The sequence below is a fragment of the Sphingomonas sp. Y38-1Y genome (assembly GCF_032391395.1).
Classification (GTDB): domain Bacteria; phylum Pseudomonadota; class Alphaproteobacteria; order Sphingomonadales; family Sphingomonadaceae; genus Sphingomonas.
In genome coordinates, this window is record NZ_CP135916.1 from 791875 (window position 1) to 816525 (window position 24651).

At 69.1% G+C, this 24651-nt stretch carries 22 protein-coding genes; 12 read left to right on the forward strand and 10 right to left on the reverse strand.

The features are described 5' to 3' along the window. Position 1 precedes the first annotated feature (1 nt). From cyoC to RS883_RS03590, 5 genes are read left to right on the forward strand one after another with little or no spacing between them, the layout of a single operon-like run. Complete coding sequence (gene cyoC / locus RS883_RS03570; protein ID WP_315762749.1) at positions 2-628, forward strand: cytochrome o ubiquinol oxidase subunit III; 627 nt, start codon at positions 2-4, stop codon at positions 626-628. Then, positions 625-1059: a cytochrome o ubiquinol oxidase subunit IV gene (gene cyoD / locus RS883_RS03575; protein ID WP_315762751.1), complete on the forward strand. Its 435-nt coding sequence runs from the start codon at positions 625-627 to the stop codon at positions 1057-1059. Before cyoC ends, cyoD begins: the two co-directional genes overlap by 4 nt. Beyond that, entirely contained in the window at positions 1056-1712 is a 657-nt protein-coding gene (locus tag RS883_RS03580; protein WP_409977384.1) for an SURF1 family protein, read from the forward strand. The genes cyoD and RS883_RS03580 overlap by 4 nt, the downstream gene beginning before the upstream one ends. Beyond that, complete coding sequence (locus RS883_RS03585; protein WP_315762753.1) at positions 1709-2983, forward strand: ATP-binding protein; 1275 nt, start codon at positions 1709-1711, stop codon at positions 2981-2983. Before RS883_RS03580 ends, RS883_RS03585 begins: the two co-directional genes overlap by 4 nt. After that, the gene (locus tag RS883_RS03590; RefSeq protein WP_315762755.1) at positions 2980-3501 is read left to right on the forward strand and encodes a response regulator transcription factor; all 522 of its coding nucleotides are present in this window, start codon (positions 2980-2982) and stop codon (positions 3499-3501) included. Before RS883_RS03585 ends, RS883_RS03590 begins: the two co-directional genes overlap by 4 nt. Before the next feature lie 160 nt (positions 3502-3661). On the opposite strand, the gene glpX is transcribed toward RS883_RS03590, so the two are convergent. Further along, the gene (gene glpX / locus RS883_RS03595; protein ID WP_315762757.1) at positions 3662-4630 is read right to left on the reverse strand and encodes a class II fructose-bisphosphatase; all 969 of its coding nucleotides are present in this window, start codon (positions 4628-4630) and stop codon (positions 3662-3664) included. A gap of 124 nt (positions 4631-4754) precedes the next feature. Between glpX and RS883_RS03600 the strand changes: the two genes are divergently transcribed. The 5 genes from RS883_RS03600 to RS883_RS03620 all read left to right on the forward strand — a co-directional run bounded on the left by RS883_RS03600 (position 4755) and on the right by RS883_RS03620 (position 9017). Continuing rightward, complete coding sequence (locus RS883_RS03600; RefSeq protein ID WP_315762758.1) at positions 4755-5108, forward strand: hypothetical protein; 354 nt, start codon at positions 4755-4757, stop codon at positions 5106-5108. 44 nt (positions 5109-5152) lie between these two features. Continuing rightward, complete coding sequence (gene ubiA / locus RS883_RS03605; protein WP_315762760.1) at positions 5153-6070, forward strand: 4-hydroxybenzoate octaprenyltransferase; 918 nt, start codon at positions 5153-5155, stop codon at positions 6068-6070. A 31-nt stretch (positions 6071-6101) separates the two neighbouring features. Continuing rightward, entirely contained in the window at positions 6102-7436 is a 1335-nt protein-coding gene (locus RS883_RS03610) for a TldD/PmbA family protein (protein ID WP_315762762.1), read from the forward strand. After that, complete coding sequence (locus tag RS883_RS03615) at positions 7429-8208, forward strand: 3'(2'),5'-bisphosphate nucleotidase CysQ (RefSeq protein ID WP_315762764.1); 780 nt, start codon at positions 7429-7431, stop codon at positions 8206-8208. The genes RS883_RS03610 and RS883_RS03615 overlap by 8 nt, the downstream gene beginning before the upstream one ends. Before the next feature lie 62 nt (positions 8209-8270). After that, the gene (locus tag RS883_RS03620) at positions 8271-9017 is read left to right on the forward strand and encodes a FadR/GntR family transcriptional regulator (RefSeq protein ID WP_315762766.1); all 747 of its coding nucleotides are present in this window, start codon (positions 8271-8273) and stop codon (positions 9015-9017) included. A 149-nt stretch (positions 9018-9166) separates the two neighbouring features. Here the strand turns inward: RS883_RS03620 and RS883_RS03625 are convergent, their stop codons facing one another. Next, positions 9167-9898: a FadR/GntR family transcriptional regulator gene (locus RS883_RS03625; RefSeq protein ID WP_409977385.1), complete on the reverse strand. Its 732-nt coding sequence runs from the start codon at positions 9896-9898 to the stop codon at positions 9167-9169. 110 nt (positions 9899-10008) lie between these two features. Between RS883_RS03625 and araD1 the strand changes: the two genes are divergently transcribed. Continuing rightward, on the forward strand, positions 10009-10998 hold the full coding sequence (gene araD1, locus RS883_RS03630; RefSeq protein WP_315762770.1) for an AraD1 family protein: 990 nt from the start codon (positions 10009-10011) through the stop codon (positions 10996-10998). A 211-nt stretch (positions 10999-11209) separates the two neighbouring features. On the opposite strand, the gene RS883_RS03635 is transcribed toward araD1, so the two are convergent. From RS883_RS03635 to RS883_RS03670, 8 genes are all read right to left on the reverse strand, one after another. Next, on the reverse strand, positions 11210-12796 hold the full coding sequence (locus RS883_RS03635) for an alpha-N-arabinofuranosidase (RefSeq protein ID WP_315762772.1): 1587 nt from the start codon (positions 12794-12796) through the stop codon (positions 11210-11212). Between the two features lie 82 nt (positions 12797-12878). Further along, positions 12879-14675, reverse strand: coding sequence for an IlvD/Edd family dehydratase (locus tag RS883_RS03640; RefSeq protein WP_315762774.1), 1797 nt, complete (start codon positions 14673-14675; stop codon positions 12879-12881). 11 nt (positions 14676-14686) lie between these two features. Further along, positions 14687-15817 carry an aldose epimerase family protein gene (locus tag RS883_RS03645; RefSeq protein ID WP_409977386.1) on the reverse strand — a complete coding sequence of 377 codons (1131 nt, stop codon included), beginning with the start codon at positions 15815-15817 and terminating at the stop codon, positions 14687-14689. 79 nt (positions 15818-15896) lie between these two features. Beyond that, the gene (locus tag RS883_RS03650) at positions 15897-17543 is read right to left on the reverse strand and encodes a glycoside hydrolase family 43 protein (RefSeq protein ID WP_315762778.1); all 1647 of its coding nucleotides are present in this window, start codon (positions 17541-17543) and stop codon (positions 15897-15899) included. Between the two features lie 59 nt (positions 17544-17602). Beyond that, positions 17603-18913 carry a xylose isomerase gene (xylA, locus tag RS883_RS03655; protein WP_315762780.1) on the reverse strand — a complete coding sequence of 437 codons (1311 nt, stop codon included), beginning with the start codon at positions 18911-18913 and terminating at the stop codon, positions 17603-17605. Next, on the reverse strand, positions 18913-20361 hold the full coding sequence (xylB, locus tag RS883_RS03660) for a xylulokinase (protein WP_315762782.1): 1449 nt from the start codon (positions 20359-20361) through the stop codon (positions 18913-18915). Before xylB ends, xylA begins: the two co-directional genes overlap by 1 nt. An 8-nt stretch (positions 20362-20369) precedes the next feature. Further along, positions 20370-21527: a glycoside hydrolase family 43 protein gene (locus RS883_RS03665; protein WP_315762784.1), complete on the reverse strand. Its 1158-nt coding sequence runs from the start codon at positions 21525-21527 to the stop codon at positions 20370-20372. A gap of 86 nt (positions 21528-21613) precedes the next feature. Continuing rightward, the gene (locus tag RS883_RS03670) at positions 21614-22630 is read right to left on the reverse strand and encodes a glycoside hydrolase family 43 protein (protein WP_315762786.1); all 1017 of its coding nucleotides are present in this window, start codon (positions 22628-22630) and stop codon (positions 21614-21616) included. A 68-nt stretch (positions 22631-22698) separates the two neighbouring features. Between RS883_RS03670 and RS883_RS03675 the strand changes: the two genes are divergently transcribed. Next, a complete protein-coding gene (locus RS883_RS03675; protein WP_409977387.1) occupies positions 22699-24621 on the forward strand; it encodes an NPCBM/NEW2 domain-containing protein in 1923 nt (640 codons plus the stop codon). Positions 24622-24651 lie beyond the last annotated feature (30 nt).

Below are 24651 nucleotides of genomic sequence, written 5' to 3' on the forward strand. Positions count from 1 at the left end.
GATGGCGAGCATCACCGCACAGGACGGCGAGGCGCCGCACTTCTGGGAGACCGAGCCGCATCATCATGAGGCGGGGTCGAGCACGATGCTCGGCTTCTGGCTCTATCTGATGAGCGACTGCCTCATCTTCGCGATGCTGTTCGCCGGGTGGGGCGTCTATGGCCGGAGCGCCGCAGGCGGGCCGACCGCGCCCGAATTGTTCGACCTGAAGCTGGTCGCGGTGAACACCGCGATGCTGCTGTTCAGCTCGATCACCTATGGCTTCGCGATGATCGCGGCGCAGGAGAAGAACAAGCGCGGCACGCTCGGCTGGCTGGCGGTCACCGGGCTGTTCGGCGCGGCGTTCCTGGGCATCGAACTCTATGAGTTCGCGCACCTCATCCACGAGGGCGCGGGGCCGCAACGGTCGGCATTCCTGTCGAGCTTCTTCGCGCTGGTGGGCACGCACGGGCTCCACGTCTTCTTCGGCTGCATTTGGCTGATCGTGCTGATGACGCAGGTCGCGCGAAAGGGCCTGATCGAGGCGAACACCCGCCGGCTCGCCTGCCTCAGCCTGTTCTGGCACTTCCTCGACGTCGTCTGGATCGGCGTCTTCACCTTCGTCTATCTTCTGGGATCGATGCAATGAGCCGCGAAGCAACCGCCGCCGAGGCCAAGGGCGTCGCCGACCAGACCTCCGACCATGCCGTCCACGGTGAGGGCGGGGCCGCGCATGCGACGCGCAAGGGCTATCTGACCGGCTTCCTCCTGTCGGTCGTGCTCACTGCCATCCCGTTCGCGCTGGTGATGGGCAACGTGATCGCCGACCCGCGCGTCGCGGCCGGCATCGTCATGGCGCTGGCGGTGGTGCAGATCGTCGTCCACATGATCTACTTCCTCCACATGGACACGCGGTCGGAGGGCGGGTGGACGCTGATGGCGCTGATCTTCACGACGGTGATCGTCGTCATCACCATCGCCGGCTCCTTGTGGGTGATGGTCAACATGAACCGTTACATGATGCCGCCAATGACGCCGCCCGCCGCCGCCAGTCCCGCGACGGACATGAGCGGCATGTGAAGCGCGCCGCCGCCCGGATCGGCGTGCTGGCCCTGATGCTCGGCTTCGTCGGGCTGGGGATCTGGCAGCTCGAGCGGCGGACGTGGAAACTCGACCTGATCGCGCGGGTCGAGGCGCGGCTGGCGACCGCGCCGGTGGCGCCGCCGATGCGCGCGGTTGGCAAGGACGATGAATATACCCGGGTTGCCGCCAGCGGCCGCTGGGTGTCGGGGCACGACACCTATACGCAGGCGGTGACCGAGCTTGGCGGCGGGTTCTGGGTGCTGACGCCGCTCGACACGGGCGCGGGCCGCATCCTCGTCAATCGCGGCTTCGTGCCGCCTGACCGCCGCGGCCGGGTGCCGCCGCCCGCCGGCCCGGTGCGGGTCGAGGGACTGCTCCGGCTGACCGAGCCGGGCGGTGGCTTCCTCCGGTCGAACGATCCGGCCGCCGACCGCTGGTATTCGCGCGACGTCGCGGCGATCGCGGCGGCGCGGGGGCTGGGGCCGGTCGCGCCGTGGTTCCTCGACGCGGGCGTGAATGGCGAGGGCTGGCCGCGCGGCGGGCTGACGGTCGTCCGGTTTCGCAATACGCATCTCCAATATGCGCTGACCTGGTTCGCGATGGCGGCGCTGCTCGGCGTGCTCGCCTGGCGCGCGGGGCGGCGGGCATGAGCGGGCTCGCGCCGGAGGATGCCGGGCGGCGCAATCTGCTGCTGCTCGTCCAGCTGCGCTGGCTCGCGGTCGCGGGGCAGCTCGCGACGATCCTGGCGGTGGCGTTCGGGATGGGCGTGCCGCTGCCGATTCTGCCGATGTTCGCCACCCTGGGCCTGCTGATCGGCCTCAACCTCGTCCAGTTGCTCGCCGAGCGGCGGCGAGCGGTGACCAATGCGCAGCTGTTCGCCGCGCTGATGCTCGACGTCGCGGCGCTCAGCGTGCAGCTCTATCTGTCGGGTGGGGCGACCAATCCGTTCGTCGGCCTGTTCCTCCTCCAGGTCGTGCTCGGCGCGATCCTGCTCAGGCCGGCGACGAGCTGGCTGATCGTCGCGGTGACGAGCGGCGCCTTTGCCGCGCTGACGCTCTGGTACCAGCCGCTGGCGCTACCCACTGGCATGGGGAGCGCGCTGTCGCTCCCCTATCTGGTCGGCAACTGGTTCAACTTCACGCTCGCGGCGGTGCTGATCGTGCTGTTCGCGACGCGCGTCGCGCGCAACCTGTCGGAGCGCGACGCGCGGCTGGCGGCGATGCGCCAGCAGGCGGCGGAGACCGAGCATATCGTTCGCATGGGGCTGCTCGCGAGCGGCGCCGCGCACGAACTCGGCACGCCGCTGTCGACCGTGGCGGTGGCGCTGGGCGACTGGGCGCGCGATCCCGTGATCGCGGGCGATCCTGCCCGCGCCGAGGAAGTCGCCGACATGGCCGCGGAGATCGCGCGGTGCAAGGCGATCCTGTCGGGTATCCTCCTCGCCTCAGGCGAGGTGACGGGGAGCGCGCCCGAGCGGACGACGCTGCGCCGGTTCCTGGGCGGCGAGATCGCGCGGTGGGACGCAAGCCATCCGGGCTTCGTCGCGTTCGAGGATGCGTTGGGAAGCGATCGCCCGATCGTCGCCGACCGCGCGCTCGCCCAGGCGCTGGTCAACGTGCTCGACAATGCGGTCGAGGCGGGGGCGAGCCGTATCGCGGTGCGCGCGTCGGTGGAGGGTGAGGCGCTGGTCCTCCGCATCGTCGACGACGGGCGCGGCGTGCCGGAAAGCATTCTCGCGCATCTCGGCAAGCCCTATCAGTCGAGCAAGAACCGGCGGGGGGCGGGGCTGGGGCTGTTCCTGGCGGTCAACGTGCTGCGCGTGCTGGGTGGCACGCTGACGCTCGCCAATCGTGCGGGCGGCGGGGCGGAAGTGGTGTTCCGCCTGCCGCTTGGCGCGCTCGCGCTGGAGGATCGCGGATGAGACGGTTGCTGATCGTGGAGGACGATGCGGTGTTCGCCCGCACGCTGGCGCGCTCGTTCGAGCGGCGCGGCGATGCGGTGCGCGTGCTGTCGGGGCCAGAGGGGCTGGAGGAGGCCGCGCGCGAGCACGAGGCGACGCACGCGGTCGTCGACCTGAGGCTGGGCGGCGCGTCGGGGCTGACCTGTGTGGCGGCATTGCATGCCATGGACCCGGCGATGCGGATCGTCGTGCTGACCGGCTTCGCCAGCATCGCGACGGCGGTCGAGGCGATCAAGCTGGGCGCCACCAACTACCTCACCAAGCCCGCCAACACCGACGATATCGAAGCGGCGTTCGAGCGCGTCGAGGGGGATGCCGAGGCGGACCTGAAAGCGGCGCCGACGTCGCTGCGCACGCTGGAGTGGGAGCATATCCACCAGGTGCTGGCGGATACGGGGTTCAACGTGTCGGAGGCGGCGCGGCGTCTGGGGATGCACCGGCGGACGCTCGCGCGGAAGCTGGAGAAGCGGCATTTGTGAGGGGCGGCGGTCAGCTTGGCCTGAAGAACCCCGTTCATCCCGAGCGAAGTCGAGGGAGCTTGCCGAGCGAAGCCGAGGCCTCTTGCCGCATTTTCGCTACGCTCGAACAAGTCCCTCGACTTCGCTCGGGATGAACGGGTGAGTTGGGATTTTCAGCCCCTCAGATCCGGTGCTCGCCCTTCACCCAGCGCACCGTGCCCGAGCTCGCGCGCATGACCACGCTCTCGGTGCTCATCACCTTGCCCTTGCGCTTGACGCCGGCGAGGAGCGAGCCGTCGGTGACGCCGGTCGCGGCGAAGATGCAGTCGCCGCGGGCGAGTTCGTCGAGCGAATAGACCTTGTCGAGGTCCTCGATCCCCCAGCGGCGCGCGCGCGAGCGCTCGTCGTCGTTGCGGAAGAGCAGGCGGCCCTGGAACTGGCCGCCGACGCAGCGGAGCGCCGCGCAGGCAAGCACGCCCTCGGGCGCGCCGCCCGAGCCCATGTAGATGTCGATCGTCGTGTCGGGATCGGTCGTCGCGATCACGCCGGCGACGTCGCCGTCGCCGATCAGCATCACGCCGCAGCCGATCGCGCGCAGCTCGGCGATCAGCTTCTCGTGGCGCGGGCGGTCGAGGACGCAGGCGATGATCTCGTGCGGCTCGACCCCCTTGGCCGCGGCGACCGCGCGGACATTCTCGGTCGGCGATTTTTCGAGGTCGATGACGCCCGCCGGATAGCCCGGGCCGACCGCGATCTTGTCCATATAGACGTCGGGCGCATTGAGGAGGCAGCCTTCCTCCGCGATCGCCAGCACGGCGAGCGCGTTGGGACCGGCCTTGGCCGTGATCGTCGTGCCTTCCAGCGGGTCGAGCGCGATGTCGATCTTGGGCCCCTTGCCCGGCGCCGAGCCGACCTTCTCGCCGATGAACAGCATCGGCGCCTCGTCGCGCTCGCCCTCGCCGATGACGACGGTGCCGTCCATGTAGAGGTCGTTGAGCGCCTCGCGCATCGCCTCGACCGCGGCGGCGTCGGCGGCCTTTTCGTCACCGCGGCCGATCAGCGTCGACGCGGCGATGGCGGCGGCCTCGGTCACGCGGACCATCTCGAGCACGAGCACACGGTCGAGCACATGGCTGGGCGATTGCGTCATGTCGGATGATCCCCTTGGTCGCTTCTATTTGCGCGCGCGATAGGCGGGCGGGGCGCCAAGGGCAATGGACGAACGATGCGCTTCGTGATTGGATCGGGGCGGACCGATCGAAAAGGCGCGACCGATGCTGGCGATGCTGTTGTTGGTGCAGGCGAGTGCGGCCGACCCCGCGCGGCTGGTCGCGGAGACACGCGCGCTGACGCGTGCCGCCGTCGAGTGCCGCGCCGAGCGCCAGGGCGAGGAGATCGTCGTCTGTGCCCGGCGCGACGCGGATAAGTGGCGCGTGCCCTTCGTCACGCCCGATCCGGGCGCGATCGATCCCGACGACGTGCCGACCGAGCGCGCGCGGCTGATCGCGCAGCCGAACAACTGCACCGAAATGAAGGTCATGGCCTATGGCTGCGGATCGGTCGGCGTGTCGATGACGACGGGCGGGCGGGGCACGCGGTTCGAGGCGCCCCGGCCGCTCGCGCCCTGAACGGGGGTTCCGCGCGGCGGGCGGCGATGGCATGAGGCCTCGTCATGAGCGCCGCGCCGATCGTACCCGACAGCGAGCACAAGGGACTGGTCGCGCGCCTGCCCGGCCGCGCCCGCGCGCTGGCGCTGCTCGCGCGGTTCGACCGGCCGATCGGCTGGTGGCTGCTGTTCTGGCCGGGCGGCTGGGCGATCGCGCTTGCCGGAGGCCTGCCGGCGCGATGGGACCTGCTCCTCTGGTTCCTGCTCGGCAGCATCGCGATGCGCGGGGCGGGCTGCGTCTATAACGACATCGTCGACCGCGACCTGGATGCCGCGGTCGACCGGACGCGCGCCCGCCCGCTGCCGAGCGGCGCGGTCAGCGTGAAGGCGGCATGGATTTGGCTGGTGACGCTGTCGCTGGTCGGCTTCGTCGTCCTGCTCCAGCTTCGGTTCGAGGCGCAGATCGTCGCGCTTGCCAGCCTGGCGCTGGTCGCCGCCTATCCCTTCATGAAGCGGATCACCTGGTGGCCGCAGGCATGGCTGGGCATCGTCTTTTCCTGGGCGGCGCCCGTCGGCTGGGTCGAGGTGACGGGCGGGGCATCGGCGACGCTGGCGCTCCTTTATGCCGGCTCGATCGCGTGGGTGATCGGGTACGATACCATCTATGCGCTCCAGGATATCGAGGACGATGCGCTGGTCGGCGTGAAGTCGTCGGCGCGCGCGATGGGGCGGCATGTCCGTGCCGGCACGGCGATCTTCTATGCCGCGGCGGTGGCGCTGTGGGCGACGGCGTTCTGGCGCGTGTTCGCCGATCCGCTGGCGCTGCTCGCGCTGCTGCCGGTCGCGGGGCATTTCGCGTGGCAGGTCTTGACGCTGCGGCCGGCGGATGGAGCAGGGGCGCTGGCGCGGTTCCGGTCGAACCGGACGGCGGGGCTGCTGATGTTTCTCGCCTGTGCCGTGGTCGGCACGGCCGCCGCCCTTTGACGCTGGGGGTCGCGCACCCTAACTCCGGTCGATGCTGACCGTTTCCCAAGCCGTCGAGATTGCCGCACGCGCCGCCGAGCGGGCGCGGGCTGCTGGCGCCGATGCCGCCGATGCGAGCGTTGCCGGCGATCAGTCGACGGGCATCGGCGTGCGGCTGGGCCATCTGGAAGAGATCGACCGGTCGGAGGGCGAGAGCCTGAGTCTCCGCGCATTCGTCGGCCGCCGCGTCGCCAGCGTGTCGAGCTCGCGCATGACCGACGCCGACCTCGACCGGCTGGCCGAGCGCGTCGTCGCGATGGCGAAGGCGGCGCCGGAAGACCCCTATGCCGGGCTCGCGCCGCAGGACCGGCTGATGCACGGTTCTGCGCCCGACCTCGATCTTCACGACGGCGGCGCGGTCGAGCCCGACCGGCTGCGCGACTTGGCGCTCGCCGCCGAGGACGCGGCGCGCGGGGTCGAGGGGATCACCAACAGCGACGGCGCGGGCGCGTCGGCGCGGGAGACGGTGTCGGCGCTGGCGACCAGCCACGGCTTTGCGGGCGGGTACAGGACGACGAGCTACAGCCTGTCGGCAAGCGTCATTGCCGGGACGGGCGAGCGGATGCAGGGCGGCGACGCTTCCCACTCGGCGCGCTATCTGGCGCAGCTCGAGGCCGCCGACATCATCGGCCGGCGCGCGGGTGAGCGCGCGGTCGAGCGGCTCGATCCGGTGCAGGTCGAGAGCGGGCCGCTGCCGATCGTCTTCGATCGGCGGGTGAGCGCCAGCCTGATCGGCCATTTCACCGCCGCGATCGCGGGCGCCGCGGTGGCGCGCGGGACGAGCTTCCTCAAGGACAGGCTGGGCAAGCCGGTGTTCGCGGAGGGGGTGACGATCTGCGACGATCCGCAGCGGCCGCGCGGGCTGCGGTCTCGGTCGTTCGACGGCGAGGGGCTGCCCGTCTCACCGGTGACGCTGGTCGATCGCGGCGTGCTCCAGACCTGGCTGCTCGACAGCGCGGCGGCGCGGCAATTGGGGCTGGAGCCCACCGGCCATGCCGCACGCGGCGGCGGCGTGTCGACCAGCAACGTCCACATGGCTGCGGGGACGATCCCGGTCGAGACGCTGCTGGGCGAGGTCGATCGAGGCATCTATGTCACCGAGCTGATCGGCCAGGGCGTCAACGCCGTCACCGGCGACTACAGTCGCGGCGTCGCGGGCTTCCTGATCGAGGGCGGCGAGCTCGTGCGCCCGGTGGCGGGGATCACCGTCGCCGGCAACCTTCTCGACATGTACCGCGCGCTGACGCCGGCCAGCGACCTGGAGTTCCGCTACGGCGTCAACGCGCCGACGATCCGCATCGACGGCATGACGGTCGCGGGTGGCTGAGTCGCTTGCCGACCGAGTGAGCGCGATCGCGGCAGAGGCAGGCGCGCTGGCGCTGTCGCGCTTCGGCGGCGAGGTGAAGCGCTGGGAGAAGACGCCCGGCCATCCGGTGTGCGAGGTCGACATCGCCGTCGACCAGTTGCTGCGCGGCCGGCTGTCGGCGCTGCTGCCGGAGGCGGGATGGCTGTCGGAGGAGACGGTCGACAGTGCCGATCGGCTGGGCGGCCGACGCGTGTGGGTGGTCGATCCGATCGACGGCACGCGCGATTACCTGCGCGGACGGCCGGGCTGGGCGGTGTCGATCGCGCTGGTCGAGGACGGGCAGCCGGTCATCGCGGTGCTCGACGCGCCGGCGCGCCGCGAGCATTGGCGCGCGGTCGCGGGCGAGGGCGCCTATCGCGGGACGGTGCGCGTGCGGGCGAGCGGGCGGACCGAGCTGGCCGGCGCGCGCGTGCCCGCCGATGCGCTGGCGAAGGCGGACCGCGATTTCGTCGTCGTGACCAAGCCCAACTCGATCGCGCTGCGCATGGCGATGGTCGCCGCGGGAGAGGCCGACCTGCTGGCGACGCTGCGCTGGGGCCATGAATGGGACATCGCCGCCGCGGTGCTGATCGCACGAGAGGGCGGCGCGGCGGTCAGCGATGCGCTGGGCCGGCCGCTGTCCTTCAACACCCCGCGCGGCGAGGCGTTCGGCGTGCTCGTCACCGCCCCTGCGATCCACGCCGCCGCGGTCGAGCGGCTTCGCGAGCGAGCCGAGGCGGCAATCGCGCGTTGACCATCAATGGTCAGGCCAGCCGGTGATTGTCTGACCGGTTAACCCGCGATAACGTCGTCGGCATGGCACGCAAATCCTCGCAGCGCCTCTATGCGCAGGTCGCAGGCGGCATCGCCCAGCGGATCGCTTCGGGCGAATACCCCGTCGGTCGCCGCCTTCCGTCCGAGCGGGACCTGGCCGTGGCGTTCGGCGTTTCGCGGCCCAGCATCCGCGAGGCGATTATCGCGCTGGAGGTCGATGGGCTGGTCGAGGTGCGGATGAGCTCGGGCGTCCATGTCATCGCCAGCGAGCCGCGGGGCGGCAAGTCCGCGATGACGGGGGTCGGTCCTTTCGAGCTCTTGGAAGCGAGGCGCGCGATCGAGGCGGAGGCGTGCGCCCTCGCCGCGCAGCGCGTGACCGACGCCGATCTGGCAGGCTTGCGCTCGCTGGTCGAGGAGATGACGGCGGCGGGCCCAGACTGGCGCACGGCCGAGGATGCGGACGAACGGTTCCACTTCGCCATCGCCGACGCCACGCGGAACAGTGCGATGTCGGCGGCGGTCCACGCGCTGTGGGAAGCCAAGGCGCAATCGCCGCAATACCGCCTGTTCTCGCGCAAGGCGCATGAGGCGGGCGTGTTCCCGCGCATCGACGAGCATGCCGCGATCCTGGACGCGCTCGCCTCCCGCGATCCGCTGGCGGCGCGAGAGGCGATGCGGCTCCACATCACGCGCGTGCTCGAGTCGCTGCTCCAAGCGACCGAGGTCGAGGAGGCCGAGCGGCTGGCTGAACAGGTTGCGGCGCGGCGACGGATGTTCGTCGCAGGCTGACCTATTTGACTAACCCGATTGGTCATGCCAATTGGGTTTCACGTGCTCTCTCCCGAGCTCGCAAGCCTTACGCCGGTCAGCCGCCATCCGCGGCGGCCGGCGTTTTTCGTTCCATAGTCGAGTTCTGGCCTGACCAGATCAGTCCGGCGTCAGCGGGTCATCGCCGCCCGCGTATCGTCGAACGCCATCTCAACGAGCTTGCGCATCGCCGCGTCGGCGGCGTCGATGTCGCCGGCGGCAATCGCATCGGCCACGCGGCTGTGGTCGGGAACCGGATCCCGCGGCAGCGCGCGGGCGCGCTGCTTGTACTGCGTCGTCCAGTTGACCGCCGCGCCGATCCCGGCGCTCAAGGCGAAGAGCGCGTCGTTGCGCGTTGCGCGCAGGATCGCGTCGTGGAATTCGCGGTCGGCGACGCGGCCGGGATCGGTGGCGAGCGTAAAGCGGCGCATCGCGGCGAGCGCGTCCCGCATCGCCTTGATATCCGCCTTGTCGCGGCGCTCGGCGGCGAGGCGCGCGGCCGCGGGCTCGACGATGGCGCGAAGTTCGAACAGGTCTCGCACGACGTTCATGTCGGGCTCCTTGGCGAAGGCCCAGGCGAGCACTTCGGGATCGAGCAGGTTCCAGCGGTGGCGCGGCAACACGCGGGTGCCCGCCTTGGGTCGGCTCTCGACCAGGCCCTTCGCGGTCAGCACCTGCACCGCCTCTCGATAGGCGCTGCGCGACACGTCGAGCGCTTCTGCGTTGGCGACCTCGCCCGACAGACGCTCGCCCGGCGCGATCTCGCCCGAGACGATCGCGGTGCCGAGGTAATTGGCGACCGCGCCGCGCAGGCGACGTCCGGTGCCACGCGCCTTTTTTGCCTGTTCTTCCACCCGCCTCATCCCCTCGACTATGCTCTCGACGGTAATCCGCCGTATCGCGCTCGGCAAATGTCGCGTTGCCAATTTGGCAATCGAGTAATAAGTCAGAGTAAATAAAGCGAGAGGCGATTATGCGATTGTTGCAGTTGCGTGCGGAAGAGGGCCGACAGGTCGTGGCGGCGGATGAGGGCGGCGCGCACGTCGTCAATGGCGTCCGCAGCGTCCGCGAACTGGCGCTCCGCGCGATCGAAGCGGGGCAGAGCCTTGCGCAGGCGGTTGAAACCGCGGGCCGCGGCGCCGTGGTCGACCTGGCCGCAGCAGCGGCCGAAGGGCGGCTGCTCGCGCCGATCGACCATGACGATCCGGCGCACCTGATCCTGTCGGGGACAGGCCTCACCCATCTCGGCTCGGCCGAGGGGCGCGACAAGATGCATCGCGCCGCGGCCGAGGCGACCCACCAGACCGATTCGATGCGGATGTTCCTGGAAGGCGTCGAGGGCGGCAAGCCCGCGGCGGGCGCGGTCGGGCAGCAGCCCGAATGGTTCTACAAGGGCGATGGCTCGCAGCTCGTCGGACCGGGCGAGCCGCTGCCCATGCCGGGCTTCGCGCAGGACGGCGGCGAGGAGCCGGAGCTGGCGGGCATCTATCTGATCGGTCCCGACGGCACGCCGCACCGGATCGGCATCGCGCTCGCCAACGAGTTCAGCGACCATGTGACCGAGCGGCACAATTACTTGTGGCTCGCGCACTCCAAGCTCCGCTCGGCGGCGCTGGGGCCGGAGATCCTGACCGGCACGCCGCCCGCCGACGTGCGCGGGACCAGCCGCATCCGCCGCGACGGCGAGGTGTTGTGGGAGAAGCCGTTCCTGTCGGGCGAGGCGAACATGTCGCACACGCTTGCCAATCTCGAGCATCACCATTTCAAGTACGACCTGTTCCGCCGCCCGGGCGACGTTCATGTCCACTTCTTCGGCACCGCGACGCTGTCGTTCAGCGACGGGATCGCCACGCAGGAAGGCGACGTGTTCGAGATCGAGGCCGCGCCCTTCACGCTGCCGCTGCGCAGCCCGCTGTCGCGAGAAGCGGCGCGCGAGGGGGCGACGGGGGTGAAGGTCCTCTGACTCCGTCGGCCCAGCTTTCGCTGGGATGACGTTTCTTCTTCGTCACCCCGGACTTGTTCCGGGGTCCACCGCTCCGCAGGTGCCGCCACCGCTGGGTTCGCGGCACGGTGGACCCCGGCACAAGGCCGGGGTGACGGTGTGGGCGAGTAGCCCGGGCTTTTCTGACTTGCCTGAACGCGCTTGTGCTCCCGCGTCGCGGGAGCACTGGAGCCTACCGGATCGCCAGCATCGTGACCGATGCGGGCGGCAGCGTCACGGTGATCGCGCCGCCCGCCACGCTCGCCGCGATTGGCTGCGGCTTGACGACGTCGGGCGAGGCGAAGCTGTTGAGGCTGTTGACCGCCGGGCCCGTCAGCACCTCGCCGCTCGCCGCGGTCGCGGCGACGCCCGCCAGCCGCGCGTCGATCGTCGCCGGGCGGGTAGGGTCGAGATTGACCAGCGACAGATAGAGCCGCCCGTCCGTGGCCTTGGCTGCCACCGCATCGACCCGCGGCATGGCAAGGTCGCCGAAGCGATAGACGCCCGCGCCCACGTCGACCGGCACGAACGTCGCGTCCTGGAACGGCAGGTACATCTTGTGGATGTGATAGGTGGGGGTCAGCACCATCTTGGCGCCATCGGTCAGGATCATCGACTGGAGGACGTTCACCATCTGCGCGATGTTGGCGACGCGGACGCGGTCGGCATGGCGCGCGAAGATGTTGAAATTGAGTGCCGCGATGATCGCGTCGCGCAGGCTGTTCTGCTGCTGGAGGAAGCCGGGGTTGGTGCCAGGAATGGGTGCCGCCCACACCCCCCATTCGTCGACGACGAGCGCGACCTCCTTCTTGGGGTCGTACTTGTCCATCACTTCGGAATGCTTGGCGATCAGCCCGTCCATGCCGAGCGTTTCCTTGACCAGGGTCGCATATTCCTTCTCCCCGAAGTCGGTCGAGGAATAGCTGACTGGCCAGCCGCCCGTCGTGTAGTTGTGGAGCGACAGCCCCTCGATGTTCCAGGCCCAGTCGTGCGCCTTCCACGCCTTCATCACCGCCTCGGTATAGGCAGTGTCGCCGGTGCCGGGGCCGACCGCGATTCGGCGCATCGCCCCCGGCATCTTCTCACGCTGGTCGGGGTGATAGTTGCGGATGAAGCGGGCATAGAGCTTCATCTGGTCGGTGTAGAAGTCGGGCGTCATCGCGCCGCCGCACGACCAGCTTTCGTTGCCGATGCCGAGGAACTTGACCTTCCATGGCGCCTTGCGACCGTTCGCGGCGCGCTCCGCGCCGGCGCTGGTCGTGGCGGCGTCGCCGGTCATGTACTCGATCCAATCGACCGCCTCCTTGACGGTACCCGAGCCGATGTTGACCGAGACATAGGCCTCGGCGCCGACCTGCTCGGCAAAGTCCATGAACTCGTGCGTGCCGAAGCTATTCGGCTCGGGCGCGTTGCCCCAGGCGGCGTTGACCTTGCGGGTGCGCTTCGCCTGCGGGCCGATGCCGTCGCGCCAGTGATATTCGTCGGCATAGCAGCCGCCCGGCCAGCGGACGTTCGGCACGCGGATCGCCTTCAGCGCCGCGACCACGTCGCTGCGGATGCCGCGCACGTTCGGTATCTTCGAATCGCGGCCGACCCAGACGCCGCCATAGATGCCGGTGCCGAGATGCTCGGCGAACTGGCCGAAAATGTCGCGGTCGATCTTCGCGCCCGGCTGATCGGCCTGGACGGTGACCGGGACCGCCGTTTCCTGGGCCGCCAGCGGGCACGCCAGCACCACCGCGCAGGCAGCAAGGCCCGCGCGCAACATCGTCTTCGTCATGGTCGCTCTCCCTTTGCGGTCCAGCATGGCTGGACTGGTACGGCGCCGCCCTGACTCCCGCGGGGGCGAGCGCCGCCCTCAATCAATGGCTATCGCGCGGCAGGCCCTTGGTCTGGGCGATCCGCTGGAACTGCTCCGAGCCCTCGAGGATCGCACCGGTCGACAGCTGGCCGACGAGATCGCGCTGGATGGCCTGCCACGGCGTCTGCGACGCCGGATACTGGTACCCGCCCTCGGCCTCCAGCGCGCGGCGGCGCTCGGCGAGCTCCTCAGGCGGCAGCAGGATATCGGCGGTGAACTTCTTGAGGTCGATGCGGACGCGGTCGCCGGTACGCAACAGCGCCAGGCCGCCCATCGCCGCCGCTTCCGGGCTGGCGTTGAGGATCGACGGGCTGCCGCTCGTCCCCGACTGGCGGCCGTCGCCGATGCACGGCAGGCTGTGGATGCCGTCGGCGATCAGGTAGGCGGGCGGCCGCATGTTCACGACCTCCGCCGCGCCCGGATAGCCGATCGGGCCGGCGCCGCGCATGATGAGGAGCGTGTCGGCAGTGATGCCGAGCGCGGGGTCGTCGATCGAGTGGTGGTACTGCTCCGGACCGTCGAACACGACGACCGGACCCTCGAACGCGTCGGGATCGTCGGGGTTCGACAGATAGCGGGCGCGGAACTCGTCGGAGATGACCGACAGCTTCATGACGGCGGCGTCGAACAGGTTGCCGCGCAGCACCGCGAAGCCCGCTGTGGTGCGGAGCGGCTCGTCGAAGCGGCGGATGACCTTTTCGTCCTCGATCACCGCGTCGCGGCAATTGTCGCCGATCGACCGGCCGTTGACGGTCAGCGCGCCCTCATGGACCAGCCCCTGGCCCATCAGCTGCGCAACCACCGCGGGGACGCCGCCCGCGCGATAATAATCCTCGCCCAGATACTCGCCCGCGGGCTGGAGGTTGACGAGCAGCGGCAGGTCGAGGCCGTGGGTGTGCCAATCCTCGATCGGCAGGTCGACGCCGATATGGCGCGCGATCGCGGCCAGGTGGATCGGCGCGTTGGTCGAGCCGCCAATCGCGGTGTTGACGCGGATCGCGTTGATGAACGCTTCCTTGGTCAGGATGTCGGAGGGCTTCAGATCCTCGTTGACCATCTCGACGATGCGGCGGCCGGTGCGCCATGCGCATTCCTGGCGGTCGCGATAGGGGGCGGGGATCGCCGCCGAACCGGGCAGCGACATGCCCAGCGCCTCGGTCAGCGAGTTCATCGTCGTCGCCGTGCCCATCGTGTTGCAATAGCCGGTCGAGGGCGCGGAGGAGGCGACGAGCTTGATGAACTGCTCGTCGTCGATCTCACCCGCGGCCAGCAGCTGGCGGGCCTTCCAGACGATCGTGCCCGAACCCGTGCGCTCGCCCTTGAACCAGCCGTTGAGCATCGGGCCGACCGACAGCGCGATCGCGGGGATGTTGACGGTGGCGGCGGCCATCAGCGCGGCCGGCGTCGTCTTGTCGCAGCCGATGGTCAGCACGACGCCGTCCATCGGATAGCCGTAGATCGCCTCGACCATGCCGAGATAGGCAAGGTTGCGGTCGAGGCCCGGCGTCGGCCGCTTGCCCGTCTCCTGGATCGGGTGGACGGGGAATTCGAGCGGGATGCCGCCCATCTCGATGATGCCCGCACGCACCCGCTCGGCGAGGACGAGGTGGTGGCGATTGCAGGGGCTGAGGTCGCTGCCCGTCTGCGCGATGCCGATGATCGGCTTGCCCGACCGCAGTTCCTCCAGGCTGAGCCCGAAGTTCAGGTAACGCTCCAGATAGAGCGCGGTCATGTCGACATTCTCGGGATTGTCGAACCAGGCGCGCGAACGGAGCTTGGGCGTGGGCGTATCGGTCATGGCGCGGTCGGTCACTTTCGAGTGGTCAGGCGATAGATCATCACGTGGCGATAGGGCTTGCCCGGGTCGACCCGCGGCGAGGCGAAGTCGGGCTTGTTGGGCGCGTCGGGGAATTTCTGCGGCTCAAGCGCGATGCCGTCGCCCTGGCGATAGGCGTGGCCCGCCTTGCCGGTCACCGACCCGTCGAGGAAGTTGCCGGTGTAGAACTGGACGCCGGGCTCGGTCGTTAGCACTTCGAGCACGCGGCCGGACTTGGGATCCTCCAGCCGGGCGGCGAGCTGCGGCGCGGGCGTCTGTCCCTTGTCGAGCGCGAAATTATGGTCGTAGCCGCGGCCGAGGCGGATCTGCTCGTCGCGCATGTCGCGAAGACCCTCGGCGATCAGGCGCGGGCGCGTGAAGTCGAACACGTTGCCCGCCACCGCGCGCCGCTCGCCCGTGGGGATCAGCGTCGCGTCGACCGGCGTATAGGCCCTGGCCGGGATGGTCAGCAGATGGTCGGCCGTGCCCGCCGGCGCGCCTTCGCCCGCCAGGTTGAACAACGCGTGGTTGGTCATGTTGGCGATGGTCGGCTTGTCGGTCTTGAGGTCGTAGGCGATCGTCAGGTTGCTCGCCTCGTCGAGCGAATAGGTGACCGTCACGTCGGCCTTGCCCGGATATCCCTGGTCACCATCGGGGCTGGTGAGCGCGAGGACGAGCTTGGCGGTCGGGCCGCTCGCGACCGAGACGATGCGCCAGTTGCGCTTGTCAAAGCCCTGCGTGCCGCCGTGCAGCGAGTTGGTCTTGTCGTTGAGCGTCAGCTGGTACTGGCGCCCGTCGAGGCTGAACTTGCCGCCCTTGATGCGGTTGGCATAGCGGCCGACGGTCACGCCGAAATAGTTCGGCACCTTCTCGTACATGTCGGCCGTGTCGTAGCCGAGCGTCACGTCGGCGCGCTTGCCCGCGCGATCGGGCCCGATCAGCGCCTGGAGCGTCGCGCCATAGGTGATGATCCGCGCCTCGACGCCGGCCTTGTTCTTCAGCGACACGATCTCGACCGGGGTGCCGTCGGACAGGGTGCCGAAGGGCTTGCGCTCGGCATCGGCGGCGAAGGCCGGCATTGCGGTGGCGGCCAGAAGGAGCGCGGCTCCCAAACGCATCATCATGGTGTCTTCCCTCCCGCGCGCCCGGCACGGTGGCACGGGCTTATAGTCTGACAATAGTTGAGGCAAGCGGATTGCCCGCTCAGCCCGTGTACGCGAACGGCCCGATCACCGTCCCGACAAAGCCGCCGGCCCGATTGGTGCTGAGGAAGCGCGTGTCGAGCGCGTCCTTCAGCGTGCGCTTGGCCGACCCCGCGTGATAGTCGAATGCCATCGACCCGGCATTGGCGCGGATCGTCAGCGTCACCGGGCGGCGCGGATCGACGGGGACGGAGGCGACGAGCGTCTCCTCGCCCTTGTCGCGGGTGTAGAGCGCCACCACCGGCTTGCCGGCGATCCGCGTCACGCCGAAGAACAGGTTGGACTGGTCGCTCTGCATCGCCGCGAGCCCGGCGCGGTCGCCATCCTTTGCCGGCGCGAAGGTCACTGTCGTGCTGGCGGTCGCGATGTGATGCTGCTGGCGGCGCCCCACAAAGGCCGGCACGCCCTTCTGGTCGCCAAGTGCCGCGCCGCCCTTCATGACGAGGTCGCCGCGGTCGAGCCGCCACAAATTCGCCTTGGGCGTGCGCACGCCGATCCACTGCATGGCGAGGCGGTTGCCGTCGAACTCGTCGACATAGCCGAAGTCGCCGCTGGTCGGCAGCTGGGGCGCCGTGCCGGCGGGGAGGCGCGGCCTGGCGGCGACGTGCGGGATCGGCTTGCCGCGCTCCAGGATCACGGGCCAACCATCCTTCCACGTGACGGGCAGCAGGAACGTCTCGCGCCCGATATTGTAGAAGTCGCCCTCATAGGGGCGGGTCGCGAGGAAGGTTGCCCACCAGTCGCCGTTCGGCGCCTGGACAAGCTTGGCATGCCCCGCCGAGGTGATCGGCGCGGGACGCGCGGGATCGAGGTCGCGCTGGGTGAGGATCGGATTGCCTTCCCACGGCACGAACGGGCCGGTCAGCGCCTTGGACCGGAGCACCACCTGCGAATGGTTGACGCTGGTGCCGCCCTCCGCCGCGGTCATGTAGTACCAGCCGTCCTTCCGGAAGATGTGCGGCCCCTCGATCCAGACGGGCTTCTTCGACAGGTCGACGCCGCCGTTGACGAGCTGCGTCGACGGGCCGACCATCTTGCCGGCGCGCCAGTCATATTCCTGGATCCAGATCGCGCGGTGGCCGTCATAGCGCGGCGGTTCATTGGGCGCGCGATTGTTGACGATATAGGCGCGGTCGCCCTCCCAGTAGATCGAGGGGTCGATCCCCTCGAACGGGAGCCAGATCGGGTCGGACCAGGGGCCCGCCGGGTCCTTCGCCGTGATGACGAAATTGCCCTTACAGTCGACGCAGGTGTTGACGATGTAGAAGGTGCCGTCGTGGTACGAGATGTCGGGCGCGAACACGCCGCGCGACACGGCGAGGCCCGAAGTGTCGAGCTGGCCCGGTCGGTCGATGGCGTTGCCGATCTGCGTCCAGTTGACGAGGTCGCGCGACTTGAAGATCGGCAGCCCCGGGAAGTGCGTGAAGGACGACAGGACGAGATAGTAATCCTCGCCCACGCGCGTGATCGACGGATCGGGATAATAGCCCGAGAGGATCGGGTTGCGATACTCGCCGGCCTTGGGCAACGCGCGCTCGATCGAACGACCGTCATAGCTGAAGCGGCTGAAGCGCGCTTCCTGCGCGGCGGCGGGGAAGGCGAGGGCGGCGCCGGCAAGCGCGGCGGTCAGAAGGGCGCGGGCGCGCATCGGCGATCCTCTCAGAAACAGGAGGGGGGCCGCGATACGTGCCGCGGCCCCCTTAGCAATCAGACGAAGCGGTTGACGAGGTTCTCGAGCCGCTCCTGCTGGCCCGACTTGTGGCTGGGCTTCAGGTCGCGTGTCACCGCGAGGTCGGCGATGCCCGCCAGGTCGAGGCCGGCAAGCTCGCCGCCCAGGCCGTCGGTCCAGCCCGAATAGCGCTTGGCGCGAATTGCATCGACGCGGCCGTCCTCGATGATCGCGGCGGCGTTGAGCAGGCCCTTCGCGACGGTGTCGATGCCGCCGATGTGGCCATAGAACAGGTCGACCGGGTCGATCGACTGGCGGCGCACCTTGGCGTCGAAGTTGAAGCCACCGGTGGTGAAGCCGCCAGCGCGGATCACCTCGAGCATCGCCAGCGTCAGTTCCTCGACCGAGTTCGGAAACTGGTCAGTGTCCCAACCATTCTGGTGGTCGCCGCGGTTGGCATCGATCGAGCCGAAGATGCCGAGCGCGCCGGCCATCGCCAGCTCATGCTCGAAGGTGTGGCCCGACAGCGTGGCGTGGTTCGCCTCGATGTTCACCGCGACCTCGTTCTCCAGGCCATAGCGCTTGAGGAAGCCGTACACGGTGGCGGTGTCGAAGTCGTACTGGTGCTTGGTCGGCTCGTGCGGCTTGGGCTCGATCAGGATCGTGCCGGTGAAGCCGATCTTGTGCTTGTGCTCGACGACCAGGCTCAGGAAGCGGCCGAAATTGTCCATTTCGCGCTTCAGGTCGGTGTTGAGGATCGTCTCATAGCCCTCGCGGCCGCCCCACAGGACGTAGTTCTCGCCGCCCAGGCGATGGGTCGCTTCGAGCACGTCGCGGACCTGCATCGCGGCAAAGGCATAGACCTCGGGGTCGGGGCTGGTCGCCGCGCCCGCGGCGAAGCGCGGGTGGCTGAACAGGTTGGCGGTGCCCCACAGGAGCTTGCGACCGCTGGACGCCTGAAGCTTCTCCAGGTGATCGACCGCCTCGGCCAGATAGCGGCGGTGCGACGTGACGTCGTTCGCCTCGGCCATCACATCGACGTCGTGGAAGCAGTAGAAGGGGACGTCCATCTTCTGGAAGAAGTCGAACGCGACCTCGCGCTTCATCGCCGCGGCGGCGCTGTCGTTGGCGCCGGCGTGCCAGGGGCGGTTGAAGGTGCCGCCGCCGAACACGTCGCTGCCCGGCCAGCAGAAGGTGTGCCAGAAGCAGAGCGCGAAGCGGAGGTGATCCTCCATCCGCTTGCCGAGGACCACCCGGTCCTTGTCGTAGAAGCGGAACGCGAGCTCGTTGTCGCTGTCCGGCCCCTCATATTTGATCTGGGGGATGTCGGCGAAGAAGTCGGTGGCCATTAGATGCTCCTGGGCGTGATGCGGGGATAGGCGGCGCGGAAGGCCGCCAGCTTGGGGGCGAGACGCTCGACCAAATCGGGGTCGGGCGCGATGGTGTGGCTGGTGGTGAGCTTGGTGCAGACCGCGGCGGGATCGCCGCCGTCCACGGCCAGCTGGGCGAGCCGCGCCGCGCCGAGCGCCGGTCCGACCTCGCCGCCCTGCGCATAGACGAGCTCGACGTTGAGCGCGGCGGCCAGCGTCTGGCCCCAATAGCGCGAGCGGGCGCCGCCGCCGATCACCGACAGGCGGGTGAGGTCGGTGCCCGCCTCGCGAAGCACCTCGACCCCGTCGGCGAGCGCGAAGGCGACGCCCTCCAGCACCGCCTGCGCCAGCCGCTCGGGCGTGGTGTCGTGGTCGAGGGCGAGGAAGCCGCCGCGGACCTCCGCGTCGTTGTGCGGCGTACGCTCGCCCGACAAATAGGGAAGGAAGATTTCCGGACCACAGGCGGGGCCGACGCTCTCGGCGCGCGCGAACAGCTCGGCCGCGCCGCTCGTGCCGGTGAGGCGCGCGACCCAGTCGATGCAGGCGGCGGCCGACAGATGGACCGCCATCTGGTGCCACATATCGGGCAGGCAGTGGCAGAAGGCATGGACCGCGCGCGCCGGGTTGGGGCGGAAGTCCCGGGTCGCGACGAAGATGACGCCCGACGTGCCCAGCGAGAGGAGGGCATCGCCATCCTCGACCACGCCGACGCCCGCGGCTCCCGCGGCATTGTCGCCGCCGCCGCCGGCGACGGGCACGCGCTCCATGCCCCATGCCTCGGCCACTTCGGCGCGGAGCGTGCCCGACACCTGCGACCCTTCGACCAGGCGCGGCATGTGCTCACGCGTCAGGCCGGTGGCGGCAAGGATCGCGTCGGACCAGTCGCGCGCGGCGACGTCGAGCCAGAGCGTGCCGGCCGAGTCGGACATGTCCGACACCTTATCGCCGGTCATGCGCAGCCGCACCTCGTCCTTGGGAAGGAGTACGGTGCGCGTGGCGGCGAACGTCTCGGGCTCGTGGCTTGCCACCCACATCAGCTTGGGCGCGGTGAAGCCCGGCATCGCGAGGTTGCCCGCAATGGCGTGGAGGTCGGGCGCCTTGGCCTCCAGCGCCTTGCACTCCGCCTCGCTGCGCCCGTCGTTCCACAGGATCGCGGGGCGGAGCGGACGATCGTCGGCACCGAGCAGGGTCGCGCCGTGCATCTGGCCGGCGATGCCGATGCCGCGGACGGCCCGGCGCACCGCCGGGTCGATCGCGCGCACCGCGGCCTGGGTCGCATCCCACCACGCGTCGGGGTGCTGTTCGGACCAGAGCGGGTGCGGCCGCTGGACGGTGAGCGCCGCCACGCCGGTGGCCACGACGCCGCCGCGCTCGTCGAGCGCGACGGCCTTGACCCCTGACGTCCCGATATCGATGCCGAGGAACATGCGCGTCCTTACTTCGCGAACGGGTCGATGGTCTGGATCGAACCGTCGGGATTGTACTTCAGCTCGGTCATCTTGACGTTGCGAAGGCGCGTCTGACCCGACAGCTGGACGTCGTGGTAGAAGAGGTAGCTCTTGCCCTTCCAGTCGACGATCGAATGGTGGCTGGTCCAGCCGTTCACGGGCTCGAGGATGCGGCCGCGATAGGTGAACGGGCCATAGGGCGACTTGCCCGTCGCGTAGACGAGGTAATGCGTGTCGCCGGTCGAGTAGCTGAGATAATAGGTGTCGCCGCGCTTGTGCATCCACGCCGCCTCGAAGAAGCGGCGGTCGGTGTCGCCGCCCAGGATCGGCTTGCCCGCCTCGTCCACGATCCTGATGTCGCGCGGCGCCTCGGCAAACTCCATCATGTCGCCGTTGAGCTTGGCGATCTTGGGCGCGAGCGCGGGCTCGTTCGGCTTGCCGGCGTCGGTCTTCGACCCGTTGGGATCATAGGTGCCGGTGGTGTTGCGCTGAAGCTGACCGCCCCAGATGCCGCCCCAGATCATGTAGTGATCGTTGCCGTCGGCGAAGACAGCGGGATCGATCGAGAAGCTGTTCTTGATGGGTTCCGGATTGGCCTTGAACGGGCCGACCGGCGACTTCGACGTGGCGACGCCGATGCGGAACGCGCCCTGCTTATCCTTGGCGGGGAAATAGAGGTAGTAGGTGCCGTTCTTGAACGCGGCGTCGGGGGCCCACATCTGCTGGCTGGCCCAGGGCACGTCCTTGACGTCCAGCGCAACGGGGTGGACCGTCGTCTTGCCGCCAGGCTCGTCCATGCTCAGCACGCGATAGTCGCGCATCTCGAAATGGCTGCCGAGATCGTCTTCCTTGGCGTCGCCGTCGATATCGTGGCTGCCATAGACATAGAGCTTGCCGTCGCCCCAAACATGCGCGGAGGGATCGGCAGTGTAGATTTCGGTCGTCAGCGGCTGCGACAGGTACTTGCGGCCATCGGGACCGACCGCATCGGCGCTGGCGTTGGCCAGGATCACCGCATTGCCCAGCGTCTCCGCGGCGGCGTTGTCGGCCGCGGCTTCGTTGCCGGTCTGCGGCGCGTTCCCCGAACAGGCGGCAAGCGCAAGGGCAAGCGCGCTGACGATCAGGGGATTGCGGGCGTTCTTCATTCAACCTCTCCTGCTTGCGGTTCGTTCGGCCGCATGCGGTGTCGATAGCGCTAACATGCTCGTCGCGCCAGTGGGGCTGCGCCGGTTCAGCGAACCTTGGCGTCGGCGGGGGCGGGCACGGTGACGCCCGCTGCGGTGTGCGGCACCTTCTTGAGCGTGCCGTCGGGATTGTAGCGAAGATACTCGGCCGTCACCGTGCGGCGTCCGATCGACCCGTTGAGGTCGCCGATCGCCAGCGTCGCATTGTGCATGAAGATGTACCAGTTACCCCTGAACGCGGCGATCCCCGGATGGATCGTGAAGCTGTACTTGCCCGAATCGGCCAGCTCGCCGCGATAGGTCCACGGTCCCTTGATCGACGGCGCGGTCGAATAGGAGATGCGCTCGTCGCGGTGCTTCGACCGGTCGAGCGAGGCATAGGTGAGATAGTACATCTTGCCGCGCTTGTGCAGCCAGGGCCCCTCCTCGAAATGCGGGGGCGTGATCTCCGTGATCGGGCCGTCCAGTTCGATCATGTTGGGCTTCAGCTTGGCGATATAGGCCTGGCGATTGCCCCAGGCGATGTAGGTCGAGCCATCGTCGTCGGTGAAGACGGTCGGGTCGATATCCTCCCAGCTGTGCGTGCCCTTGGGCGTCATCTGGTTGGTGATGAGCGCCGATCCCTTGGCATCCTTGAACGGGCCGGTGGGCGTGTCGGCGACGGCTACGGCGATCGCCTTGCCCGGGTGCGTGTCGTCATGCTCGACCGCGGCATAGAACCAGAACTTGCCGTTCTTTTCGATCGTCTGCGCGGCCCAGGCATCCTTCTTGGCCCATTTGAAATCCTTGACGTTCATGATCGCCGGGTGCGGGGTCCAGGTCTTCATGTCCTTGGTCGACCAGACCAGCCATTCCTGCATGTTGAACATCTCGTCGCGCTGGGCGACGTCGTGGCCGGTGTAGAGATAGAGCGTGTCGCCGACGACCAGCGGCGCAGGGTCTGCGGTGAAGCGGTCGCGGAACAGCGGGTTCGATCCGGGGGCGGTGCCCATGCGGTCCTGCGCGAGCAGCGGTGCGGCCAGCAGCGCAAGCGCGCCCAGCATCAGGCCCGAACGAAGCTTCATTACCCTCTCCCCTTTTGGTCGCCGGCAGTTTAGTCGGACAAAAACCACGGTCAACACGGGAGAGAGCGATGATCGGACGGACGCTGCGCAACGGACTGTCGGCGGCAGTGCTGGCCGCGATGATGGTGGCACCGGCGAGCGCGCAGACGCGCCGCGATCCGCTGGCACCCACCGGCCGCTGGAGCGCCAACACCGCCGGTCGCGCGGCGACGCCGCCGATGGGGTGGAACAGCTGGAACGCGTTCTACAGCGACGTCGACGAGGAAAAGGTGATGGCCTCGGCCAAGATCATCGCCGACAGCGGGCTTCAGGCGGCGGGATACCGCTCGATCAATATCGACGACGGCTGGTGGCTGCGCCGCCGCCAGCCCGATGGCCGGATGGTGATTCGTGCCGACAAGTTCCCCTCCGCGCGCACCGGCCGGGACGGCGAGACCACCTTTCGCCCGCTGACCGACCGGCTGCACTCGATGGGCTTTCGTGCCGGCATCTACTCCGACATCGGCCGCAACAGCTGCGGCCAGATCTACACGCCCAATTTCGCCAACCAGCCCGAGGGGACGATCGCCGAGCGTGAGGTCGGGCTCTATGGCCATGTCGACCAGGACATCCGCCTCTATTTCGCCGAATGGGGCTTCGACGCGATCAAGGTCGACGGCTGCGGCGTGCGCGGGCTGGGCGCCGACAGCGACCATGTGAAGAAGGGCGACTACCGCCAGTTCGACCCGCTGATCGACATGAACGCGATCGGCCGAACCGACATCGCGCGCGTGCGCGGGCTCTATCAGGAAGTCGCCGACGCGCTGAAGCGGCACAATCCCGACGGCGACTATATGTACTCGGTCTGCCTGTGGGGATCGTCGAACGTCCGCGCCTGGGCCAAGGATGTCGGCAACATCTCTCGCACCAGCGACGACATCACGTCGAACTGGGCGCGGATGCTCACCAATTTCGACACCACGCTGACGCGCGCGCTCTATGCGCATCCGGGCAGCTGGAACGACCCCGACATGCTGTTCGTGGGGCAGGGCGACTTCGACAAGGACCATATGACCGAAGCGCGATCGCACTTCGCGCTTTGGGCAATCACCAATGCGCCGCTGCTGATCGGATACGACCTGCGCAAGGCGACGCGCGAGCAGTTGGCGCTGTTCGGCAACAAGGGGCTGATCGCGCTCAACCAGGATGCCGGCGGGCATCAGGCGGTGCCCGCTTATCTGTCTGACGACGTGCAGGTGCTGGTGAAGACGCTGGCGAACGGCGAGAAGGCGGTGGCGCTGTTCAATCGCGGGCTGGCGCCGATGAAGGCGGTGCTGACCGCCGAGCACCTCAAGATGCGCGCCGACCGGCCGGTGGCGCTGATCGACCTGTGGGGCGGCAAGGCACGCAGCTTCACCGGCGAGACGAGCTTCGAGATCGCGCCGCGCGAAACGCTTGTGTTCACCGCCAAGGGGACGCGGTCGCTGGAGGCGGGCATGTACCTGTCCGAGGTGCCGGGCGACGTGAACCCGGCCGAGGACGGCGTGGTGGTGCCAAAGGCCGACCCGACCATCCATCATTCGGTGATCCCCTGGGTCGGCACCAAGGGTCGCGGCGAGCATCCGCAATATGCCGGCTGGGGCGGGGCGCAGGCGGATCGGTCGCCCTTCCTGACGCCGCTGCGCGTCGCGGGAACGCGGATCGACACGGGGCTGGGCGTGCTCGCCAATTCGCGGCTGGAGGTGCAGGGGCGCGGCGCGTCGCGCTTCGCGGCGACGGTCGGCGTGGACGACGCGGCGAGCGACCGGACGCGGGCGGTGGTGTTCGAGGTCTATGGCGACGGGCGGCTGCTCAAGCGGTCGGCGCCGGTGCGGGCCGGACAGGCGGCAGTGCCGATCGAGGCGGAGTTGGGCGGCGCGCGCATCGTCGAGCTCGTCGCGCGTGCGGCAGGGCGCGGGCCGGCGGGCGAAGCGCTGCCGGTGGTGTGGGGCGAGGCGCGGCTCCTGCGGTAGGGACCGAGCCCGACCGCCAACACCGTTCGT

Bases quoted from the DNA above. Each gene is read 5' to 3' on its own strand.
- RS883_RS03585 (WP_315762753.1), top strand. From the start codon at position 1,709: ATGAGCGGGCTCGCGCCGGAGGATGCCGGGCGGCGCAATCTGCTGCTG.
- RS883_RS03600 (WP_315762758.1), top strand. From the start codon at position 4,755: ATGCTGGCGATGCTGTTGTTGGTGCAGGCGAGTGCGGCCGACCCCGCG.
- RS883_RS03675 (WP_409977387.1), top strand. From the start codon at position 22,699: ATGATCGGACGGACGCTGCGCAACGGACTGTCGGCGGCAGTGCTGGCC.
- xylA (WP_315762780.1), bottom strand. From the start codon at position 18,913: ATGGCCACCGACTTCTTCGCCGACATCCCCCAGATCAAATATGAGGGG.
- RS883_RS03670 (WP_315762786.1), bottom strand. From the start codon at position 22,630: ATGAAGCTTCGTTCGGGCCTGATGCTGGGCGCGCTTGCGCTGCTGGCC.
- RS883_RS03610 (WP_315762762.1), top strand. From the start codon at position 6,102: ATGCTGACCGTTTCCCAAGCCGTCGAGATTGCCGCACGCGCCGCCGAG.
- cyoC (WP_315762749.1), top strand. From the start codon at position 2: ATGGCGAGCATCACCGCACAGGACGGCGAGGCGCCGCACTTCTGGGAG.
- RS883_RS03650 (WP_315762778.1), bottom strand. From the start codon at position 17,543: ATGCGCGCCCGCGCCCTTCTGACCGCCGCGCTTGCCGGCGCCGCCCTC.
- glpX (WP_315762757.1), bottom strand. From the start codon at position 4,630: ATGACGCAATCGCCCAGCCATGTGCTCGACCGTGTGCTCGTGCTCGAG.
- RS883_RS03625 (WP_409977385.1), bottom strand. From the start codon at position 9,898: ATGAGGCGGGTGGAAGAACAGGCAAAAAAGGCGCGTGGCACCGGACGT.
- RS883_RS03590 (WP_315762755.1), top strand. From the start codon at position 2,980: ATGAGACGGTTGCTGATCGTGGAGGACGATGCGGTGTTCGCCCGCACG.
- RS883_RS03665 (WP_315762784.1), bottom strand. From the start codon at position 21,527: ATGAAGAACGCCCGCAATCCCCTGATCGTCAGCGCGCTTGCCCTTGCG.
- xylB (WP_315762782.1), bottom strand. From the start codon at position 20,361: ATGTTCCTCGGCATCGATATCGGGACGTCAGGGGTCAAGGCCGTCGCG.
- cyoD (WP_315762751.1), top strand. From the start codon at position 625: ATGAGCCGCGAAGCAACCGCCGCCGAGGCCAAGGGCGTCGCCGACCAG.
- RS883_RS03645 (WP_409977386.1), bottom strand. From the start codon at position 15,817: ATGATGATGCGTTTGGGAGCCGCGCTCCTTCTGGCCGCCACCGCAATG.
- RS883_RS03640 (WP_315762774.1), bottom strand. From the start codon at position 14,675: ATGACCGATACGCCCACGCCCAAGCTCCGTTCGCGCGCCTGGTTCGAC.
- ubiA (WP_315762760.1), top strand. From the start codon at position 5,153: ATGAGCGCCGCGCCGATCGTACCCGACAGCGAGCACAAGGGACTGGTC.
- araD1 (WP_315762770.1), top strand. From the start codon at position 10,009: ATGCGATTGTTGCAGTTGCGTGCGGAAGAGGGCCGACAGGTCGTGGCG.
- RS883_RS03620 (WP_315762766.1), top strand. From the start codon at position 8,271: ATGGCACGCAAATCCTCGCAGCGCCTCTATGCGCAGGTCGCAGGCGGC.
- RS883_RS03635 (WP_315762772.1), bottom strand. From the start codon at position 12,796: ATGACGAAGACGATGTTGCGCGCGGGCCTTGCTGCCTGCGCGGTGGTG.